Raw genomic sequence first — 15,432 nt, 5'->3', positions numbered from 1 at the left:
CCTCCTAAATATAGCACCATTCCACTTTAGGGACTGTACCTCTGATTTGGATCTGAGCCTTATTTTTTAAGGTAATAATTAAAAAATATCGAAATGTCAATAATGTATAATAGACAATATTGTTAATAATTTTGTTTTTTTTAGAATGTGCAACCCTATGTCCTGAATATTTAATGGATTTTTTTGACCGCTGGTTGTATAATCTTAAAACATATACCAAAAACTTTTTTTAGGGGGGAATTTGCAAGATGAAGAAGAATAAAAGTTTATTGCTTCTGCTGACATTTGTTCTTGCTATCGGCACGCTGCTCTCAGCTTGTGGATCTAATGACAATGCATCAAGCGGAGGTAACAACGGAACCAACACAGGCGGCAACACTGGTGAAGCTACAGAAAAATTGGCTGCAGATCAAACGCTGAGAATTAACTTGTCTGCTGAACCACCTACTTTTGACCCAGGCCAAGCTCAAGACAGTCAAGCAAACACAGTACTTAATCTAATGTATGAAGGTCTTACACGTATTGATGACTCTGGTCAAGCCGTTCCTGCAGCAGCAGAGAAATGGGAAGTTGACGGTACTAAATATACGTTCCATCTTCGTCAAGGCGCAACTTGGAGCAATGGTGACCCAGTAACAGCAGAAAACTTCGTTTTCGCTTGGGAACGCGTCCTTAGCCCTAAGACTGATCCAGCTCCACCTTATGCATATCAATTGTATTACATCAAAGGTGCTAAAGAATATAATGAAGGTACCCTTACTGACTTCAACGAAGTAGGCGTTAAAGCAATCGACGCTAACACTTTGGAAGTTAATCTTAATACACCTACACCATATTTCTTGGGACTAACTTCTTTCTATACGTTTTTCCCGATTCACCAATCGGTTAAAGAAGATCCTAAATGGGCAGTTAACAAAGATAAAATGGTTGTGAACGGTGAATTCACTTTAACAACTTGGGATAAAGGTCAAACAATTGAGTTGACTAAAAATGACAAGTACTGGGATGCAGAAAGCATCAAGCTAAACACGATCAATATGTCTTTGGTTGAAAGTGGTGCTACTGAACTTGCCAGCTATAAAAATGGTGAATTGGATCGTGCGGGTCATCCAAACGGAGAAATTCCAACGGATCAAATTCCAATTGTTAAGAATGAACTTAAAGATGAATTTCATGTTAAAGGTATAGCTAGTACTTATTACTATCAATTTAACGTTACAGCTAAGCCTTTTGATAATGAGAAAATCCGTAAAGCATTTGCAATGTCGCTTAGCCGTCAAGATCTTGTAGAAAAGGTATCTTTGGGTGGTCAAATTCCAGCCTATGGTTTCGTACCTCCGGGTATCGAAGGAGCAGAGGGTGAATTCCGTGCTGCACATGCTGATTCCGAGTATTTCCAAGAGAACTATGATGAAGCGAAAAAACTCCTTGAAGAGGGTATGAAAGAAGAAGGATATACCAAGCTTCCTGAAGTTACATTGATCTATAATACTAGTGAAGGCCACAAGAAAATTGCGCTGGCTATAGCTGATATGTGGAAGAACAACCTTGGTGTTGATGTGAAAACGGAAAACCAAGAGTGGGGCGTTTTCTTACAAAATCGTAACAGCCTTAATTACCAAATCGCTCGCGCTGGTTGGACTGCAGATTACAGTGATCCTATGACATTCCTGGATATGTGGACTACCGGCGGTGGTAACAATGACGTTGGTTTCGCGAACCCAGAGTATGATAAGTTGATTCAGGAAGCAAAAGCAACAGACGATGTTAAAGTGCGTGACGAGAAGTTCAGTCAAGCAGAAACAATCCTTGTCAAAGACAATATGGCTATTCTGCCTTTGTACTACTACACTAACGTTTCACTTGTGAAACCGTATTTGAAAAATGTAGTTGTTGACTATAGTGGCGCGGTTGATTACTCACGTGCTTACCTGTTGGAGCATTAATTAATTGGTAAATTATTCAATCAGATAATGCTTGACGGGATATATATTGGGTATTCCATATATATCCCGTTTTTTTTGTGTGGGAAATCGATCCAGCTCTTTTGGTTGTTGGAATTATATAGAATAGACAAATGAAAAAGTTTATCCTAAAATCGATTTATGTCGAAAAAATTAATAAGAGGAGGTGCTAACGGGCATGGCACGTTACATTGCGAACAAACTGTTCTACACATTGGTCTCACTATTCATCTTGATTTCTGCCACCTTCTTTCTTATGAAAGCAATACCTGGTAATCCCTTTATGTCAGAGAAAAAGGTACCAGTTGCAATTCAAGAGAGATTATACGAGCAGTATGGGTTGAATAAGCCAGTTTATCAGCAGTACTTTAAGTACCTGGGAGATATAGCACAAGGCGATTTTGGTATTTCAATGAAGAAGATTAATCAAGATGTGTCTACGATTATCGGAGATACCTTTACTGCCTCGTTGAAGCTCGGCCTGGTAGCGATTGTCGTTTCTGTTATTGTAGGTGTTACTCTGGGGCTCTTAGCTGCACTATATCATCGAAGGTTAATTGATAATATAGCGATGGTGGTTGCTGTACTGGGGATTGCGGTTCCGAGTTTCGTAATTGCCAGCTTGTTGCAATTTGTGTTTTCTTCTAAGTTGCATATGTTTCCAACGATGGGCTTTAAGGGTCCGATGTATTATGTCCTACCGGTTACAGCATTAGCGGCACAGCCTATAGCGTTTATTGCTCGTTTGACACGATCAAGTATGCTGGAAGTTTTGCATGCTGATTATATCAAGACAGCAAAAGCTAAAGGTTTACGTTGGTACGCGATATTGTTCAAACATGTAATTCGGAACGGTATCCTACCTATAGTCACTTATCTAGGTCCAATGACTGCAAATATTGTTACGGGTTCTGTCGTTATCGAGCAAATATTCGGTATTGGTGGTATCGGTAAGCAATTTGTACAAGCCATAGGTGTTCGTGATTATCCGGTTATCATGGGGATTACGATCTTTTATGGAATATTGTTGATGGTGGCACGTTTCTTGACAGACGTGGCTTATGTATTTGTTGATCCGCGAATCAAACTTAGTGGTGGAAAGGAGGACTAAACTTTGGATACTAATGATATTACAGTGATGTCATCACCCGTAGATTTGAAGCCTGAAGATTTCAGGAAGATTGGTTCGGACGAGAAACAAGCTGAAGTAATTCAACGTGAAAGCTTGTCGGCTTGGCGTGACGCTTGGAGACGGCTACGTGCTAACAAGATGGCTATGACAGCACTTGGTGTACTTGGATTAATCGTTATTGCTGCCATTGTCGGCCCGATGATTTCTAAATATAATTATTATTCCAATGATTTGCTCAACACGAATCAGAAGCCCTCCGCAGAACACTGGTTTGGGACGGATGATTTAGGTAGAGATATGTTCGTTCGTACTTGGTATGGTGCCCGGATATCTCTGATCGTTGGTTTAGCTGCGGCTATGATCGATCTCTTTATCGGCGTTATATACGGCGGTATTATGGGGTACTTTGGTGGTCGTGTAGATAACATTATGAACAAATTTTCGGAAATTTTGTATGCAATTCCGTATCTGCTTGTAACAATTCTGTTGCTTGTTGTTATGGAACCAAGCCTACCGACCATTATATTAGCTCTAACCATCACAGGTTGGATTAACATGTCATGGATCGTTCGAGGCGAGATCATGCAACTGAAGAGCCGTGAGTTCGTCCTGGCTTCACGTTCCATGGGTGCAGGTTGGAGAAGATTATTGTTCCGTCACTTGTTACCGAATGCAATGGGACCGATTATTGTTACAGTAACATTATCAGTACCGAATGCGATTTTTGCAGAAGCGTTCTTAAGCTTCCTAGGACTTGGTGTTCAAGCTCCGATTGCTTCACTAGGTTCAATGATCAATGATGCACTTACTGGTTGGTTATATTACCCTTGGCGTATGTTATTCCCGGCCGTACTAATCAGTTTGACGATGCTTTCATTCAATATATTTGGCGATGGTCTACGTGACGCGCTTGATCCGAAATTGAAGAAATAGGAGGTGAAAATGATGGAACCGATTTTACAAATCAAAGATTTACATGTTTCCTTTCAAGTCCAAGGAGGAGAAGTAAAAGCTGTCCGTGGTATGAACTTTGAAGTAGGAAAAGGAGAGACTTTGGCGATCGTTGGTGAATCAGGAAGCGGTAAGAGTGTTACCGCTCAAACGATTATGCGTCTTATTCCGTCACCTCCTTGTAAAATCAGTCAAGGCGAGATACTGTTCCAGGGACAGGATATTTTGAAGAAGAGCATGAGAGAAATGGAAGCCATTCGCGGTAAAGATATTGGTATGATCTTCCAAGACCCGATGACATCTTTGAATCCTACCATCAAAGTGGGTAAGCAAATTACTGAAGTCTTAATCAAACATCAGAATATGTCAGCGGGCCAGGCGAAGAAAGAGGCCATTGAAATGCTGAAGCTTGTCGGCATTAAAAATGCAGAAGCCCGCTTTAACCAATATCCTCACGAGTTCTCCGGCGGTATGCGTCAGCGTGTTATGATTGCAATTGCCCTAGCTTGTAGTCCTGCACTTCTTATTGCAGATGAGCCAACTACAGCTCTTGACGTAACGATTCAGGCTCAGATTATGGATGTCATGAAGGACATGCAAAAGCGTCTGGGTACATCCATCATTTTGATTACCCATGATTTGGGTGTTGTTGCTGGTATGTGTGATCGCGTCATCGTTATGTACGCAGGTGAAGTAGTGGAAACTGGGGACAAATGGGAGATTTTCAATAATCCTCAGCATCCTTATACAAAAGGGTTGTTACGGTCCATGCCTCGTTTGGATCAGAAGAAAGGCGAGCCGCTTATTCCGATTATCGGTACTCCGCCAGATTTGATTAAGCCACCTATCGGTTGCCCATTTGCTGCTCGTTGTGATCAAGCAATGGCAATTTGTGAAAGAATTGATCCGGCAGCTACTAAATTTAGTGAAACGCACACTGCGCGTTGCTGGGATTTGCACCCGATGGCTAAGGAGGCGCAATCATCATGAGTGAAAACTTAATCGAAGTAAAAGGTCTTAAGAAATATTTCAACGTGGGCTCAGGAAACATGCTCAAAGCTGTAAATGATATCAGCTTCTCGATAGCCAAGGGTGAGACTCTAGGTCTTGTTGGCGAATCCGGTTGCGGTAAGTCTACAGCAGGACGCACTGTACTACGTCTATATGAACCAACAGGTGGAAGTGTTCATTTTGAAGGAACAGATATTTATAAACTGTCCCCTCAGAAAATGAAGGCTATGCGTCGTGATATGCAAATGATATTTCAGGATCCATATGCATCACTTAATCCACGGTTCACGGTAACGGATATTATCGGTGAAGCACTTGATATTCATAATATGGCAGGAAGCAAAAAAGAACGGAAAAAACGAGTAGAAGATTTGCTCGATATGGTTGGACTGAATCCGGACCATGCAACTCGTTATCCACATGAGTTTTCCGGCGGTCAGCGGCAACGTATCGGGATTGCTCGGGCACTCGCGGTAAATCCTAAATTCATTATTTGTGACGAGCCGATCTCTGCGCTAGACGTGTCCATTCAGGCACAGGTTGTTAACTTGCTTAAAGATTTACAGAATCGCTTGGGATTAACCTATTTGTTCATCGCGCATGATCTTTCGATGGTGAAGCATATTAGTGACCGTGTAGCGGTAATGTATTTAGGTCGGATCGTTGAGCTTGCGGAAAGTGAAGAACTTTACGCTAATCCGCTTCATCCTTATACAAAAACACTCTTATCGGCTATTCCAATTCCGGATCCGGCAATTGAGGCAAATAAGAAGCGTATTGTACTTGATGATACGAATAACAACTTCAATCTGGACAACTCTGAGCTTGTTGAAGTGTCCAAAGGGCATTGGGTATCAATGCCTAAGTAACAAGTAAAGCTAAATTATAGTGATAGAAGTACTCATAACTGTTTTTCAGTTATGAGTACTTTTTTTCATGGGTTTCTATGAGGTTTACTTTGACGTGTGCTATGAATATTCGGTACAATCAAGGAAGGCTTTAAGGCAGAATAGGAGGGTAAACAAGAAATGGAAGTTGTTCATAAACCATTACTGTCCACTCAACCGCTGGCGGAAGCACTAATCAGTGACTTTGCCTCGGTAGGACATTTATATGAAAGTAATCCTCTTGATGAGGGGGATTGGTCTAAACGAATTAAATGGTTAGATGAGACTGAGGATTTAAGAATCGAACGTAAGGCACTTGTAACTTCTTTGCGGGAATATAACTTGCTACATAATCCTAATGAGGCTGTCACAGAATCATTGAATAAGTTGGAGAACCCTGGGACTGCAGTAATAGTCGGGGGACAACAAAGTGGTCTTTTCTCAGGTCCACTACTTGTTATATATAAAGCAGTAAGTATTATTAAGGCCGCTGAACATGCATCATCTGAACTGGGCCGCCCGGTCGTTCCCGTCTTCTGGATTGCAGGCGAAGATCATGATTGGGACGAAGTGAATCATACGTATTTGTTATCATCGGATCTACAAATTAGTCGGATTCGCGTACCTAGAGAGGACGAGAAACGTTCTCCTGTAAGCTTGACAGAGGTTAGTAAAGAAGAGTGGGACAGAGTTGCAAATGAATTAGAACAGTTGTTACCTGGTAGTGAATTTAAGGCAGGACTTATGGAGAATGTGAGACAAACTTTCGCTGAATCTTCTACTCTAAGCGAAAGTTTCGCAAAACTTCTAGGTACTTGGTTTGGTAAGTATGGATTGATTCTGTTGGACTCTGCGGATACTGCACTTCGTAGACTTGAAGTCCCTGTATTCCAAACTATCATTACCAGTAATGATGAATTAGAATCTGCATACTTTGCTTCAGCAGATCATATAGCTTCGCTTGGGGGAACACCACAGGCTGATGTAGCAAAAGGTGGAGCTAATCTATTCTACATTCACGAGGGAGATCGACTTCTGCTATTTAAGCGTGATGGTAGATTTACGGATCGTAAAGGGAAGGTTGCTTTTTCAGAAGAGGAACTCCTGTCTGTGCTGCAGTCACATCCTGAGCGTTTCAGTAATAACGTACTTACTCGTCCACTGATGCAGGATAGCTTACTACCAGTACTGGGATCGGTACTTGGAGCCGGAGAGATTGCTTACTGGGCGTTAACACGTCGGGCGTTTAATCAACTTGGTCTTAAGATGCCTATACTGTTGCCACGGATGTCCTTTACCGTAATAGAAGGAACGCTACACAAACAGATGGACAAGTATGATCTGACCTGGGAAGATGTGTTGGATCGAGAAGTTTTCCGTGAGAAACGTGAGTCTTGGCTCGCTTTGCAGGATGCAGTACATTTAGATGCAAGGTTTGATGAGATCAAAACAACCTTTGGTGATATGTATGAACCGTTGATTGAGCAACTTGGTAGTATTCAGAATGGGCTGCTGAAATTGGGGAGTGCTAACAAGGACAAAATATTTGATCAAATTGAATATTTACGTGGTCGCTCCAAGGATGCCTTGGAGAAAGTTAATGAAGTGGGCTTACGTCACTTTGAACGGATTGAGCTCTCACTATTTCCACAGAACAAACCACAAGAACGAGTGTATAATATTTTCTATTATTTGAACCGTTACGGGATGAATTGGATCGATGATTTGATGGAAATTCCGTATGACATAGCGGGCAGTCACAGGGTTATCTACTTGTAAATTAAACATTAACTTTTAGGAGGGAAATACAATGAATTCACAATCAATTAAGAACAGTATTGTTGCAGATTTGAAGCTGGCCCCTGAAGGACATTTGAAAATCGACTGGGTAGAGGCCCATATGCCGGTACTTGGAAGAATCCGCAAGCAGTTTGAAGCCGAGCAACCTTTCAAAGGCTTAAAAGTAGCTATTTCACTTCACCTTGAAGCCAAGACTGCTTATTTGGCAAAAGTCGTGCAAGCTGGTGGAGCCGAAGTGACGATTACGGGGAGCAACCCATTATCTACTCAAGATGATGTGTGCGCTGCATTAGTAGAAGATGGAGTGACCGTTTTTGCGAAATATAATCCGGATCCGGCTGAATACAAAGAACTTATGATTAAGGCTCTTGAGAACAAACCAGATCTAATCATTGATGATGGTGGCGATTTCGTCTCTATTATGCACTCTGAACGTCCAGACTTGATGGAGAATGTCCGCGGCGGAGCTGAAGAGACCACAACGGGGATTCTACGCTTGAAAGCTATGGACAAAGAGGGTAGCCTCAAGTTCCCGATGGTGGCTGTAAACGATGCGTATTGCAAATATCTATTTGATAACCGTTATGGTACAGGCCAGTCGGTATGGGATGGAATTAATCGAACTACAAACTTAGTAGTGGCAGGTAAAAATGTCGTTGTTGTGGGATATGGCTGGTGTGGTAAAGGCGTTGCTATGCGAGCTAAAGGGCTTGGTGCGAACGTTATAGTAACTGAGATTGATGCAATTAGAGCAGTTGAAGCTTACATGGACGGATTCCAAGTTATGCCGATGATTGAAGCAGCCAAAGTAGGTGAGTTCTTCGTCACAGTAACAGGTAATCGTGATGTTATTCGTGGTGAGCACTACGAAGTGATGAGAGACGGAGCTATTTTGTCTAACGCGGGTCATTTCGATGTTGAGTTTAATAAACCGGAACTGAAGGAAAGATCAACTTCTGTTCGCACAGTACGTCGTAATATTGAAGAATATCAATTGAAAGATGGTCGTAATATATACGTGCTTGCGGAAGGTCGCTTGGTTAACCTTGCTGCTGGTGACGGTCATCCGGCTGAGATTATGGATATGACCTTTGCACTACAAGCTTTGTCATTGAAATACGTGAACGAATCTTATGAGAGTATTGGAAATACGGTAGTAAATGTGCCGTATGAGCTTGATGAGCAAGTGGCTCGTTATAAATTAGAGAGCCTTGGTCTCGGTATCGATGTGCTCACAGAAGAGCAACGGGTGTATTTAGACAGCTGGCAGGAACAGTAATAAATTGGCATAATTCTGAACAAGCACGGCAATCCAATTGGCCCTTTCCGAGCATTTTAGGAGAGGGTTTTTTGTATCTCCTTTATTTACCAATAAAAAAATTGTGAACTTTAGAAGGAGTTTTTACATCGATGTTGAATAATAAGTATTTATAAGTGGTGAAAAGTGGTGTAAAGTGGGGGAAAGAGGTAAGGAGTGAGTTATCCAATGTTCATGGGAGAATTTCAACATAGCATTGACGATAAGGGTCGGGTTATTATACCGGCTAAATTTCGTGACCTCCTGGGCTCCTCTTTTGTTGTCACTCGCGGTTTAGACAAATGTCTGTTTGTCTACCCACTGCAAGAATGGGAAGTACTTGAGCAGAAACTTAAAGCTCTACCTCTGATGAAATCCGATGCACGTGCGTTTACCCGCTTTTTTTTCTCCGGGGCAACGGAATGTGAGTGGGACAAACAGGGAAGGGTAAATTTACCGGGGAGTTTGAGGGATTACGCAAAGCTGGAGAAGGATTGCGTTGTTCTAGGTGTGTCGAACCGTGTTGAGATTTGGAGCCGGGATACATGGGAACAATACTTTCAACAGTCAGAAGATACCTTTAACGAAATTGCCGAGAAGTTGGTTGATTTTAATTTTGATTTATAAATTTTTGTCTGGAGGGCTGCAGCTTGTTTCATCACATCACGGTGCTTAAGAAAGAAGCGACAGAAGGGCTGCACATTAAGCCTGATGGCATTTATGTAGATTGCACCCTTGGGGGTGGCGGTCACAGTGCAGTTATTTTATCCAAGCTTGGTGCAGAAGGCAGATTAATCGCTTTCGATCAAGATGATTGGGCGCTAGATAACGCGAAAGAACATCTATCCTCAGAAGGTGAACGTTTAACCTTGGTTAGAAGTAATTTTAGACACTTAGAAGAGAAGTTGGCTCAGATAGAAGGAGTGCCACAGGTTCAAGGCGTTCCTCAAGTAGATGGGATATTGTTTGACCTTGGTGTATCTTCTCCACAATTTGATGAAGGAGAGCGTGGGTTTAGTTACAACGCGGATGCACCTCTTGATATGAGAATGGACCAAACCGCTGAACTCACGGCAAGAGAGATCATCAATGAATGGTCAGAGCGAGATATCGCCAAAATATTGTTTCAATACGGCGAAGAGAAGTTTTCTAGACGGATTGCTAAGGTCATCGTAACGAAGCGTGAAGAAAGCCCGATAGAGACGACAGGCCAACTTGTTGAACTGATTAAAGAAGGAATACCTGCAGCAGCACGTCGTACGGGTGGACATCCTGCCAAACGAAGCTTTCAAGCGTTACGTATTGCTGTGAACGATGAGCTAGGCGCATTTGAAGAAGCGTTGCATGCGGCGGTTAAATGTTTAGCACCTGGAGGACGAGTCTCCGTCATTACGTTCCACTCGTTAGAAGATCGAATCTGTAAGCAAATATTTGTCGGATACGTGGAAAAATGTACATGCCCATCTGATTTTCCAATGTGCGTATGCGGTAATAAAGGTCAGCTTAAATTAATCAACCGGAAGCCAGTAGTTCCGTCAGATGAAGAGCTGGAACAAAATCCCCGGGCACGCTCAGCAAAATTGCGTGTGGCGGAGAAATTGCATTACTTAGCGGAGGAAAAGTGATATGGCGTATACACGGGGGAATTTGGCAGTAAAACAAAAGTCTGCGGAACGCAGCTACCAACCAGAGCGTTACCGCGAGACGACGAAAGTTGTAACACGCCGGTCACAACTTCCGGTAGGAGAGAAGCTCCTTTATTTGCTGACGGTTCTAATCTGTGTAGCTGTAATGGGCGGTCTGTTATTGCAGAATTCGGGGATATACAATATTAAACGACAAATGTATAACATGGATGCGGAAATTCAGAAAATGAATACAGAAATCAATGAATTATCCATCCAGAAGGAAGTATTAGAACAGCAAATTCCTGAAAAAGCGGCAGAACTTGGCTATGTAGAGCCGCTAGTTGAAGGCTTTAACGTAACGGTTCCAACATCGACGGCAGACCATAGCTAACAGTGACAGTACAACTACGGTTCAGAAATAAAGAATTGATGAGGTCCTATTATGATAAAGAGAATTAAGCTTCGAACACTGTTGATAGGAGGGTGCATCACCCTCTTTTTTGCTTTATTGGTAGGAAAAGTGTTTGTGATTCAGGTAGTTCAGGCAGATTTTTGGCAGGGACATGCTGAGGAACTATGGTCTAAGAAAAAAGTCTTACCGGCTTCACGTGGGGTGATTACGGACAGAAATGGAGACGTGCTGGCTATTGACGCACCTGCATATACCGTAGCCGTTAATCCGAAGGTCATTAACCAATACAATCTTCAGGACGAGATTGTAGAGGGCCTAAGTAAGATCTTGGATAAGAAAGAGAGCGAACTAAGAGTACTAGTTAACGCGAAGCGAGAGAACGGTGAATTTTATCCCCAACGAGAAGTACGCAAAGAAGGATGGAAGATCGATCAGGAGCTAAGAAATAAGGTCGAGGAATTCAAAATTGAGCTCATGGAAAGCCATGATTTAGAAGACGTCGGCATTACGCTGATTAAGGAACAGAAGCGATATTACCCTAAGGAGACTCTTGCAGCTCATATTCTTGGTTATGCAGATCGTGAAGGTAATGCGGTGTCTGGACTAGAAGCCTATTACAATGAGGAACTTATGGGCCAAAATGGCTCAATTGAATATAAAAGTGATGGTCGAGGGATTGAAATTCCCAAAGCCAGTGAAATATATACGCCTGCGAAAAATGGTAAGAATCTGCAACTCACGATAGACGATACAATTCAGTATTATATTGAAGAAGCTATGAAGGAAGCGTTTGAGGAGTTAGATCCGATCAGTATGACGGTCATTGCAGCTGATCCTAAGACGATGGAAATTCTCGGAATGGCAAATATGCCTACGTATAATCCAAATGAATACTGGAAAGATGTCGAGCAGAAGAACTTTTATAATCATGCGATTAAATCAACATACGAGCCAGGCTCCACGTTCAAGATCGTGACATTGGCTGGTGCAGTGCAAGAGGGGCTATTTGATCCTGAGGCTACGTATATGTCAGGTAGTATTCGAGTGCCAGGACAGACTATCCATGATGTTAAAAGGTCAGGTTGGGGACCGATTAGTTATTTAGAGGGAGTCAAGCGCTCAAGTAACGTTTCCTTTGTTAAATTGGGATACGAAATGCTCGGCCCTGAGCGGTTAAAGGGGTATGTCGACAATTTTGGTTTTGGACAAAAGACGGGGATTGAGTTACCAGGAGAGGCAAAAGGTACTGTTGCGCCAGTCCAACCAGCCGACTTTGCGGCGATGTCATACGGTCATGGAACCTTGGTGGTAACACCACTACAACAAATAGTTGGGGTGTCTGCTGTGGCTAATGGTGGTAACCTAATGGAGCCACACATTGTGAAGTCAATTACCGACCCACAGACGGATGAGACGATAGAGACACAACCCACGGTTGTTCGCCAAGTCATTACACCTGAAACGGCAAAGGAAGTCAGCAGTTATTTGGAACAGGTCGTATCGGACCAGAAGATCGGGACGGGGCGACATGCTTATATCGATGGTTACCGCGTTGCTGGTAAGACAGGTACCGCCGTGAAGCCTGTTAAGGGAGTATATGATTACACAAAACAGGTTGTTTCATTTATCGGATATGCACCTGTGGATGATCCTAAAATTGCTGTAATTGTTGTAATCGATGAACCTAAGAATTCAGATCTTGGTGGTGGGGCAATTGCGGCACCGATCTTTAAGAAAATTGTAAATCAATCGCTGCAATATATGGGTGTACCTAAGAAATATGCTGATGATACTGCAAATAAAACAACCGGATCTCAAAGCAATACTTCCAAAGCACCAGATTTAAAGGGGCTTTCCGTAAGAGAATCCAAAGATCTACTCGCTAGTAAAGGAATTTCCTATGTTACTTTAGGTAAAGGTTCAGACCTTGTCTCTCAATTTCCTAAAGCCGGAAATCTACTCAAATCGGGACAGCACATGTATCTACTCACTGAGGAAGGGAAAAACATGAAAATCCCGAGTCTTAAAGGTGAATCGCTCCGAGATGCAATGGAACTATTATCGGTACTTCAAGTATCGGTTAAAGCACAGGGAGCAGGGTATGTGGTTGATCAAACTTTAACAGAGGAGAATGGCCAAAGAGTGGTCACTCTCATCTTGGAACCGCCCGCAGAGAATGAGAACGCGGAGGGAAGTAACTCATCTACTGTTCCGGAAGATGAGACTGGCGACTCGCCATAGCTTGTTCTAACGCCTCCTTGTCCTGAATAATCATGATATGAAACAACTCATGTCTCAGGAAGTAACAAGGAGGGCAATCTATGAAAAATTCCAAGGTTATCGTCAGACGGAGGCTGTTATGGCTTCTAATGCTGTTATGTTTGCTGTTTGCGGCACTTGCTGTACGGCTTGCCTATGTGCAATTTGGCAAAGGTGCCGAGTTGTCAGCTCAGGCGGAGGATTTATGGCGTCGTAATATTCCTTTTTCTGCTAAACGCGGAGAAATTAGTGATCGTAACGGAATTACGTTAGCTTATAATATAACTACACCAACTGTCATGGCTATTCCGGTGCAGATTAAGTCACCTGAATTAACGGCTCGAAGTTTAGCACCACTCTTAGGTATGACTGAGGAAGCAGTACTGAAAAGTATTACCAAAAAACAATCTATAGTCAGGTTACAACCCGGCGGACGCAAAATTACGATGGAAAAAGGTCAAGAAATTCGTGATTTGGGTCTCCCGGGTATTGTTGTTGCCGAAGATAACAAAAGGTATTATCCTTATGAAGGGCTTGCTGCCCATATTCTCGGGTTTACGGGGAGTTATAACCAAGGACTAACAGGTCTTGAGAGCAAGTATAATAGTGAACTCAGCGGTATGAATGGTAGTGTATCCTATTTGTCTGATGCTGGTGGAAGATTGATGCCTGGCACATCGGAGAAGTATGTAGAACCGAAGGATGGACTGAGTCTGCAGTTAACGATAGACAAGTCTATTCAGAGTATCATGGAGCGGGAACTTGATGATGCCATGACCAGATTGCAGGCCAACTCAGCACTTTCTATTGCGATGAATCCTAAAACGGGAGAAATATTAGGCATGGCAGCCAGACCGGGGTATGAACCGTCGCAGTATCAGGAGTATCCAGCTGATGTTTATAATCGCAACTTGCCGATCTGGATGACCTACGAACCGGGATCAACTTTCAAGATTATTACACTTGCTGCAGCATTGGAAGAGAAGAAGGTTGACCTGTACAATGATCATTTTTTTGATCCAGGATATGTTTCAGTTGGCGGTGCCAAACTACGATGCTGGAAGCGTGGCGGACATGGTAGTCAGACCTTTCTTCAAGTCGTAGAGAACTCCTGTAACCCAGGGTTTGTGGCGCTCGGGCAGCGTTTAGGTAAGGAAACACTGTTCAAATATATCAAAGACTTCGGTTTTGGGACTAAAACTGGTATTGATCTTTCTGGTGAGTCAAATGGAATTCTGTTCAAATTGCCTCAAGTTGGACCTGTAGAATTAGCAACGACTTCATTTGGTCAAGGCGTATCGGTGACGCCGATTCAACAAATCACGGCCGTCTCCGCAGCTATTAACGGTGGAAAGTTATACAAACCATATGTAGCGAAATCTTGGACTAATACCGAGACGGGAGAAGTCGTCGAGAATGTGGAACCACAGTTAGTTCGGCAGGTCATTTCCGAGGAGACTTCAAAGTTAGTTCGTTCCGCTTTGGAAAGCGTAGTGGCCAATGGAACTGGAGGGAATGCGTTTATCGATGGTTATCGTGTCGGTGGGAAGACAGGTACGGCTCAGAAGGTTATAAACGGACGATATTCTTCAAATGAACACATTGTCTCGTTTATTGGTTTTGCGCCAGCTGATGATCCGCAAATCGTCGTGTACACGGCAATAGATAATCCACAAGGGATTCAGTTTGGTGGCGTTGTCGCTGCGCCAATCGTCCGTAACATTCTAGCGGATGCACTGGAGTATATGAAAGTTCCACCTCGTAAGGATCAAGTTGTTAAGAAGTATAAATACGGAGAAACACCGATTGTAACAGTCCCTAGTTTGGTTGGTCAGTCAGCGCAAGAGATCTATGAGGATATGAACATGAACTTTAATCTAGCTAAATCAGGCGTAGGAACTGTGGTTATTAATCAAGCACCAAAGGCAGGTGCGAGAGTAGAAAAAGGTTCGACAATACGAATTTATATGGGCAGCGAGTCTGAAGCGGAACAGGGCCACGATCACAGTGAGTAAAAATCCTGAAATTTCAGCTTTTTGGTGATAATATATATAAGAGTATTTTTCAGAAATTGAAGGATTTGACGGAGGG

Annotated in this window: 12 protein-coding genes; all 12 read left to right on the top strand. The window is 42.7% G+C overall.

Annotated features, from left to right (window positions below; all coding sequences use genetic code 11):
- Positions 1 to 248: 248 nt before the first annotated feature.
- On the top strand, positions 249 to 1,946 hold the full coding sequence (locus EJP82_RS06115; protein ID WP_127191140.1) for a peptide ABC transporter substrate-binding protein: 1,698 nt from the start codon (positions 249 to 251) through the stop codon (positions 1,944 to 1,946).
- Between the two features lie 196 nt (positions 1,947 to 2,142).
- The gene (locus EJP82_RS06110; RefSeq protein ID WP_127191139.1) at positions 2,143 to 3,075 is read left to right on the top strand and encodes an ABC transporter permease; all 933 of its coding nucleotides are present in this window, start codon (positions 2,143 to 2,145) and stop codon (positions 3,073 to 3,075) included.
- A gap of 27 nt (positions 3,076 to 3,102) precedes the next feature.
- Positions 3,103 to 4,029, top strand: coding sequence for an ABC transporter permease (locus tag EJP82_RS06105; protein ID WP_170220135.1), 927 nt, complete (start codon positions 3,103 to 3,105; stop codon positions 4,027 to 4,029).
- A gap of 12 nt (positions 4,030 to 4,041) precedes the next feature.
- On the top strand, positions 4,042 to 5,037 hold the full coding sequence (locus tag EJP82_RS06100; RefSeq protein ID WP_127191185.1) for an ABC transporter ATP-binding protein: 996 nt from the start codon (positions 4,042 to 4,044) through the stop codon (positions 5,035 to 5,037).
- Positions 5,034 to 5,927: an ABC transporter ATP-binding protein gene (locus EJP82_RS06095; protein WP_127191137.1), complete on the top strand. Its 894-nt coding sequence runs from the start codon at positions 5,034 to 5,036 to the stop codon at positions 5,925 to 5,927. Before EJP82_RS06100 ends, EJP82_RS06095 begins: the two co-directional genes overlap by 4 nt.
- Positions 5,928 to 6,086: 159 nt before the next feature.
- Positions 6,087 to 7,724: a bacillithiol biosynthesis cysteine-adding enzyme BshC gene (gene bshC, locus EJP82_RS06090; RefSeq protein ID WP_127191136.1), complete on the top strand. Its 1,638-nt coding sequence runs from the start codon at positions 6,087 to 6,089 to the stop codon at positions 7,722 to 7,724.
- Positions 7,725 to 7,755: 31 nt separating this feature from the next.
- Positions 7,756 to 9,024: an adenosylhomocysteinase gene (locus EJP82_RS06085; RefSeq protein WP_127191135.1), complete on the top strand. Its 1,269-nt coding sequence runs from the start codon at positions 7,756 to 7,758 to the stop codon at positions 9,022 to 9,024.
- A 207-nt stretch (positions 9,025 to 9,231) separates the two neighbouring features.
- Positions 9,232 to 9,669 (top strand): division/cell wall cluster transcriptional repressor MraZ, encoded by a 438-nt coding sequence (mraZ, locus tag EJP82_RS06080; RefSeq protein WP_127191134.1) that lies wholly within the window; start codon positions 9,232 to 9,234, stop codon positions 9,667 to 9,669.
- 23 nt (positions 9,670 to 9,692) lie between these two features.
- Positions 9,693 to 10,667, top strand: a complete 975-nt coding sequence (gene rsmH / locus EJP82_RS06075) for a 16S rRNA (cytosine(1402)-N(4))-methyltransferase RsmH (protein WP_127191133.1) — start codon at positions 9,693 to 9,695, stop codon at positions 10,665 to 10,667.
- A gap of 1 nt (position 10,668) precedes the next feature.
- Positions 10,669 to 11,061 carry a hypothetical protein gene (locus EJP82_RS06070; RefSeq protein WP_127191132.1) on the top strand — a complete coding sequence of 131 codons (393 nt, stop codon included), beginning with the start codon at positions 10,669 to 10,671 and terminating at the stop codon, positions 11,059 to 11,061.
- Between the two features lie 51 nt (positions 11,062 to 11,112).
- Positions 11,113 to 13,323: a penicillin-binding transpeptidase domain-containing protein gene (locus tag EJP82_RS06065; protein ID WP_127191131.1), complete on the top strand. Its 2,211-nt coding sequence runs from the start codon at positions 11,113 to 11,115 to the stop codon at positions 13,321 to 13,323.
- Positions 13,324 to 13,403: 80 nt separating this feature from the next.
- Entirely contained in the window at positions 13,404 to 15,356 is a 1,953-nt protein-coding gene (locus EJP82_RS06060; RefSeq protein WP_127191130.1) for a stage V sporulation protein D, read from the top strand.
- Positions 15,357 to 15,432: the final 76 nt, after the last annotated feature.

Origin of the sequence: Paenibacillus anaericanus, assembly GCF_003994475.1 — a bacterium.
In the GTDB taxonomy this organism is placed as follows: Bacteria; Bacillota; Bacilli; order Paenibacillales; family Paenibacillaceae; genus Fontibacillus; species Fontibacillus anaericanus.
This window is presented reverse-complemented; position numbering and strand designations above follow the sequence as displayed.

Coding starts and splice junctions, on each gene's coding strand:
- EJP82_RS06115 (WP_127191140.1), top strand. CDS start 249: ATGAAGAAGAATAAAAGTTTATTGCTTCTGCTGACATTTGTTCTTGCT.
- EJP82_RS06110 (WP_127191139.1), top strand. CDS start 2,143: ATGGCACGTTACATTGCGAACAAACTGTTCTACACATTGGTCTCACTA.
- EJP82_RS06105 (WP_170220135.1), top strand. CDS start 3,103: ATGTCATCACCCGTAGATTTGAAGCCTGAAGATTTCAGGAAGATTGGT.
- EJP82_RS06100 (WP_127191185.1), top strand. CDS start 4,042: ATGGAACCGATTTTACAAATCAAAGATTTACATGTTTCCTTTCAAGTC.
- EJP82_RS06095 (WP_127191137.1), top strand. CDS start 5,034: ATGAGTGAAAACTTAATCGAAGTAAAAGGTCTTAAGAAATATTTCAAC.
- bshC (WP_127191136.1), top strand. CDS start 6,087: ATGGAAGTTGTTCATAAACCATTACTGTCCACTCAACCGCTGGCGGAA.
- EJP82_RS06085 (WP_127191135.1), top strand. CDS start 7,756: ATGAATTCACAATCAATTAAGAACAGTATTGTTGCAGATTTGAAGCTG.
- mraZ (WP_127191134.1), top strand. CDS start 9,232: ATGTTCATGGGAGAATTTCAACATAGCATTGACGATAAGGGTCGGGTT.
- EJP82_RS06070 (WP_127191132.1), top strand. CDS start 10,669: ATGGCGTATACACGGGGGAATTTGGCAGTAAAACAAAAGTCTGCGGAA.
- EJP82_RS06065 (WP_127191131.1), top strand. CDS start 11,113: ATGATAAAGAGAATTAAGCTTCGAACACTGTTGATAGGAGGGTGCATC.
- EJP82_RS06060 (WP_127191130.1), top strand. CDS start 13,404: ATGAAAAATTCCAAGGTTATCGTCAGACGGAGGCTGTTATGGCTTCTA.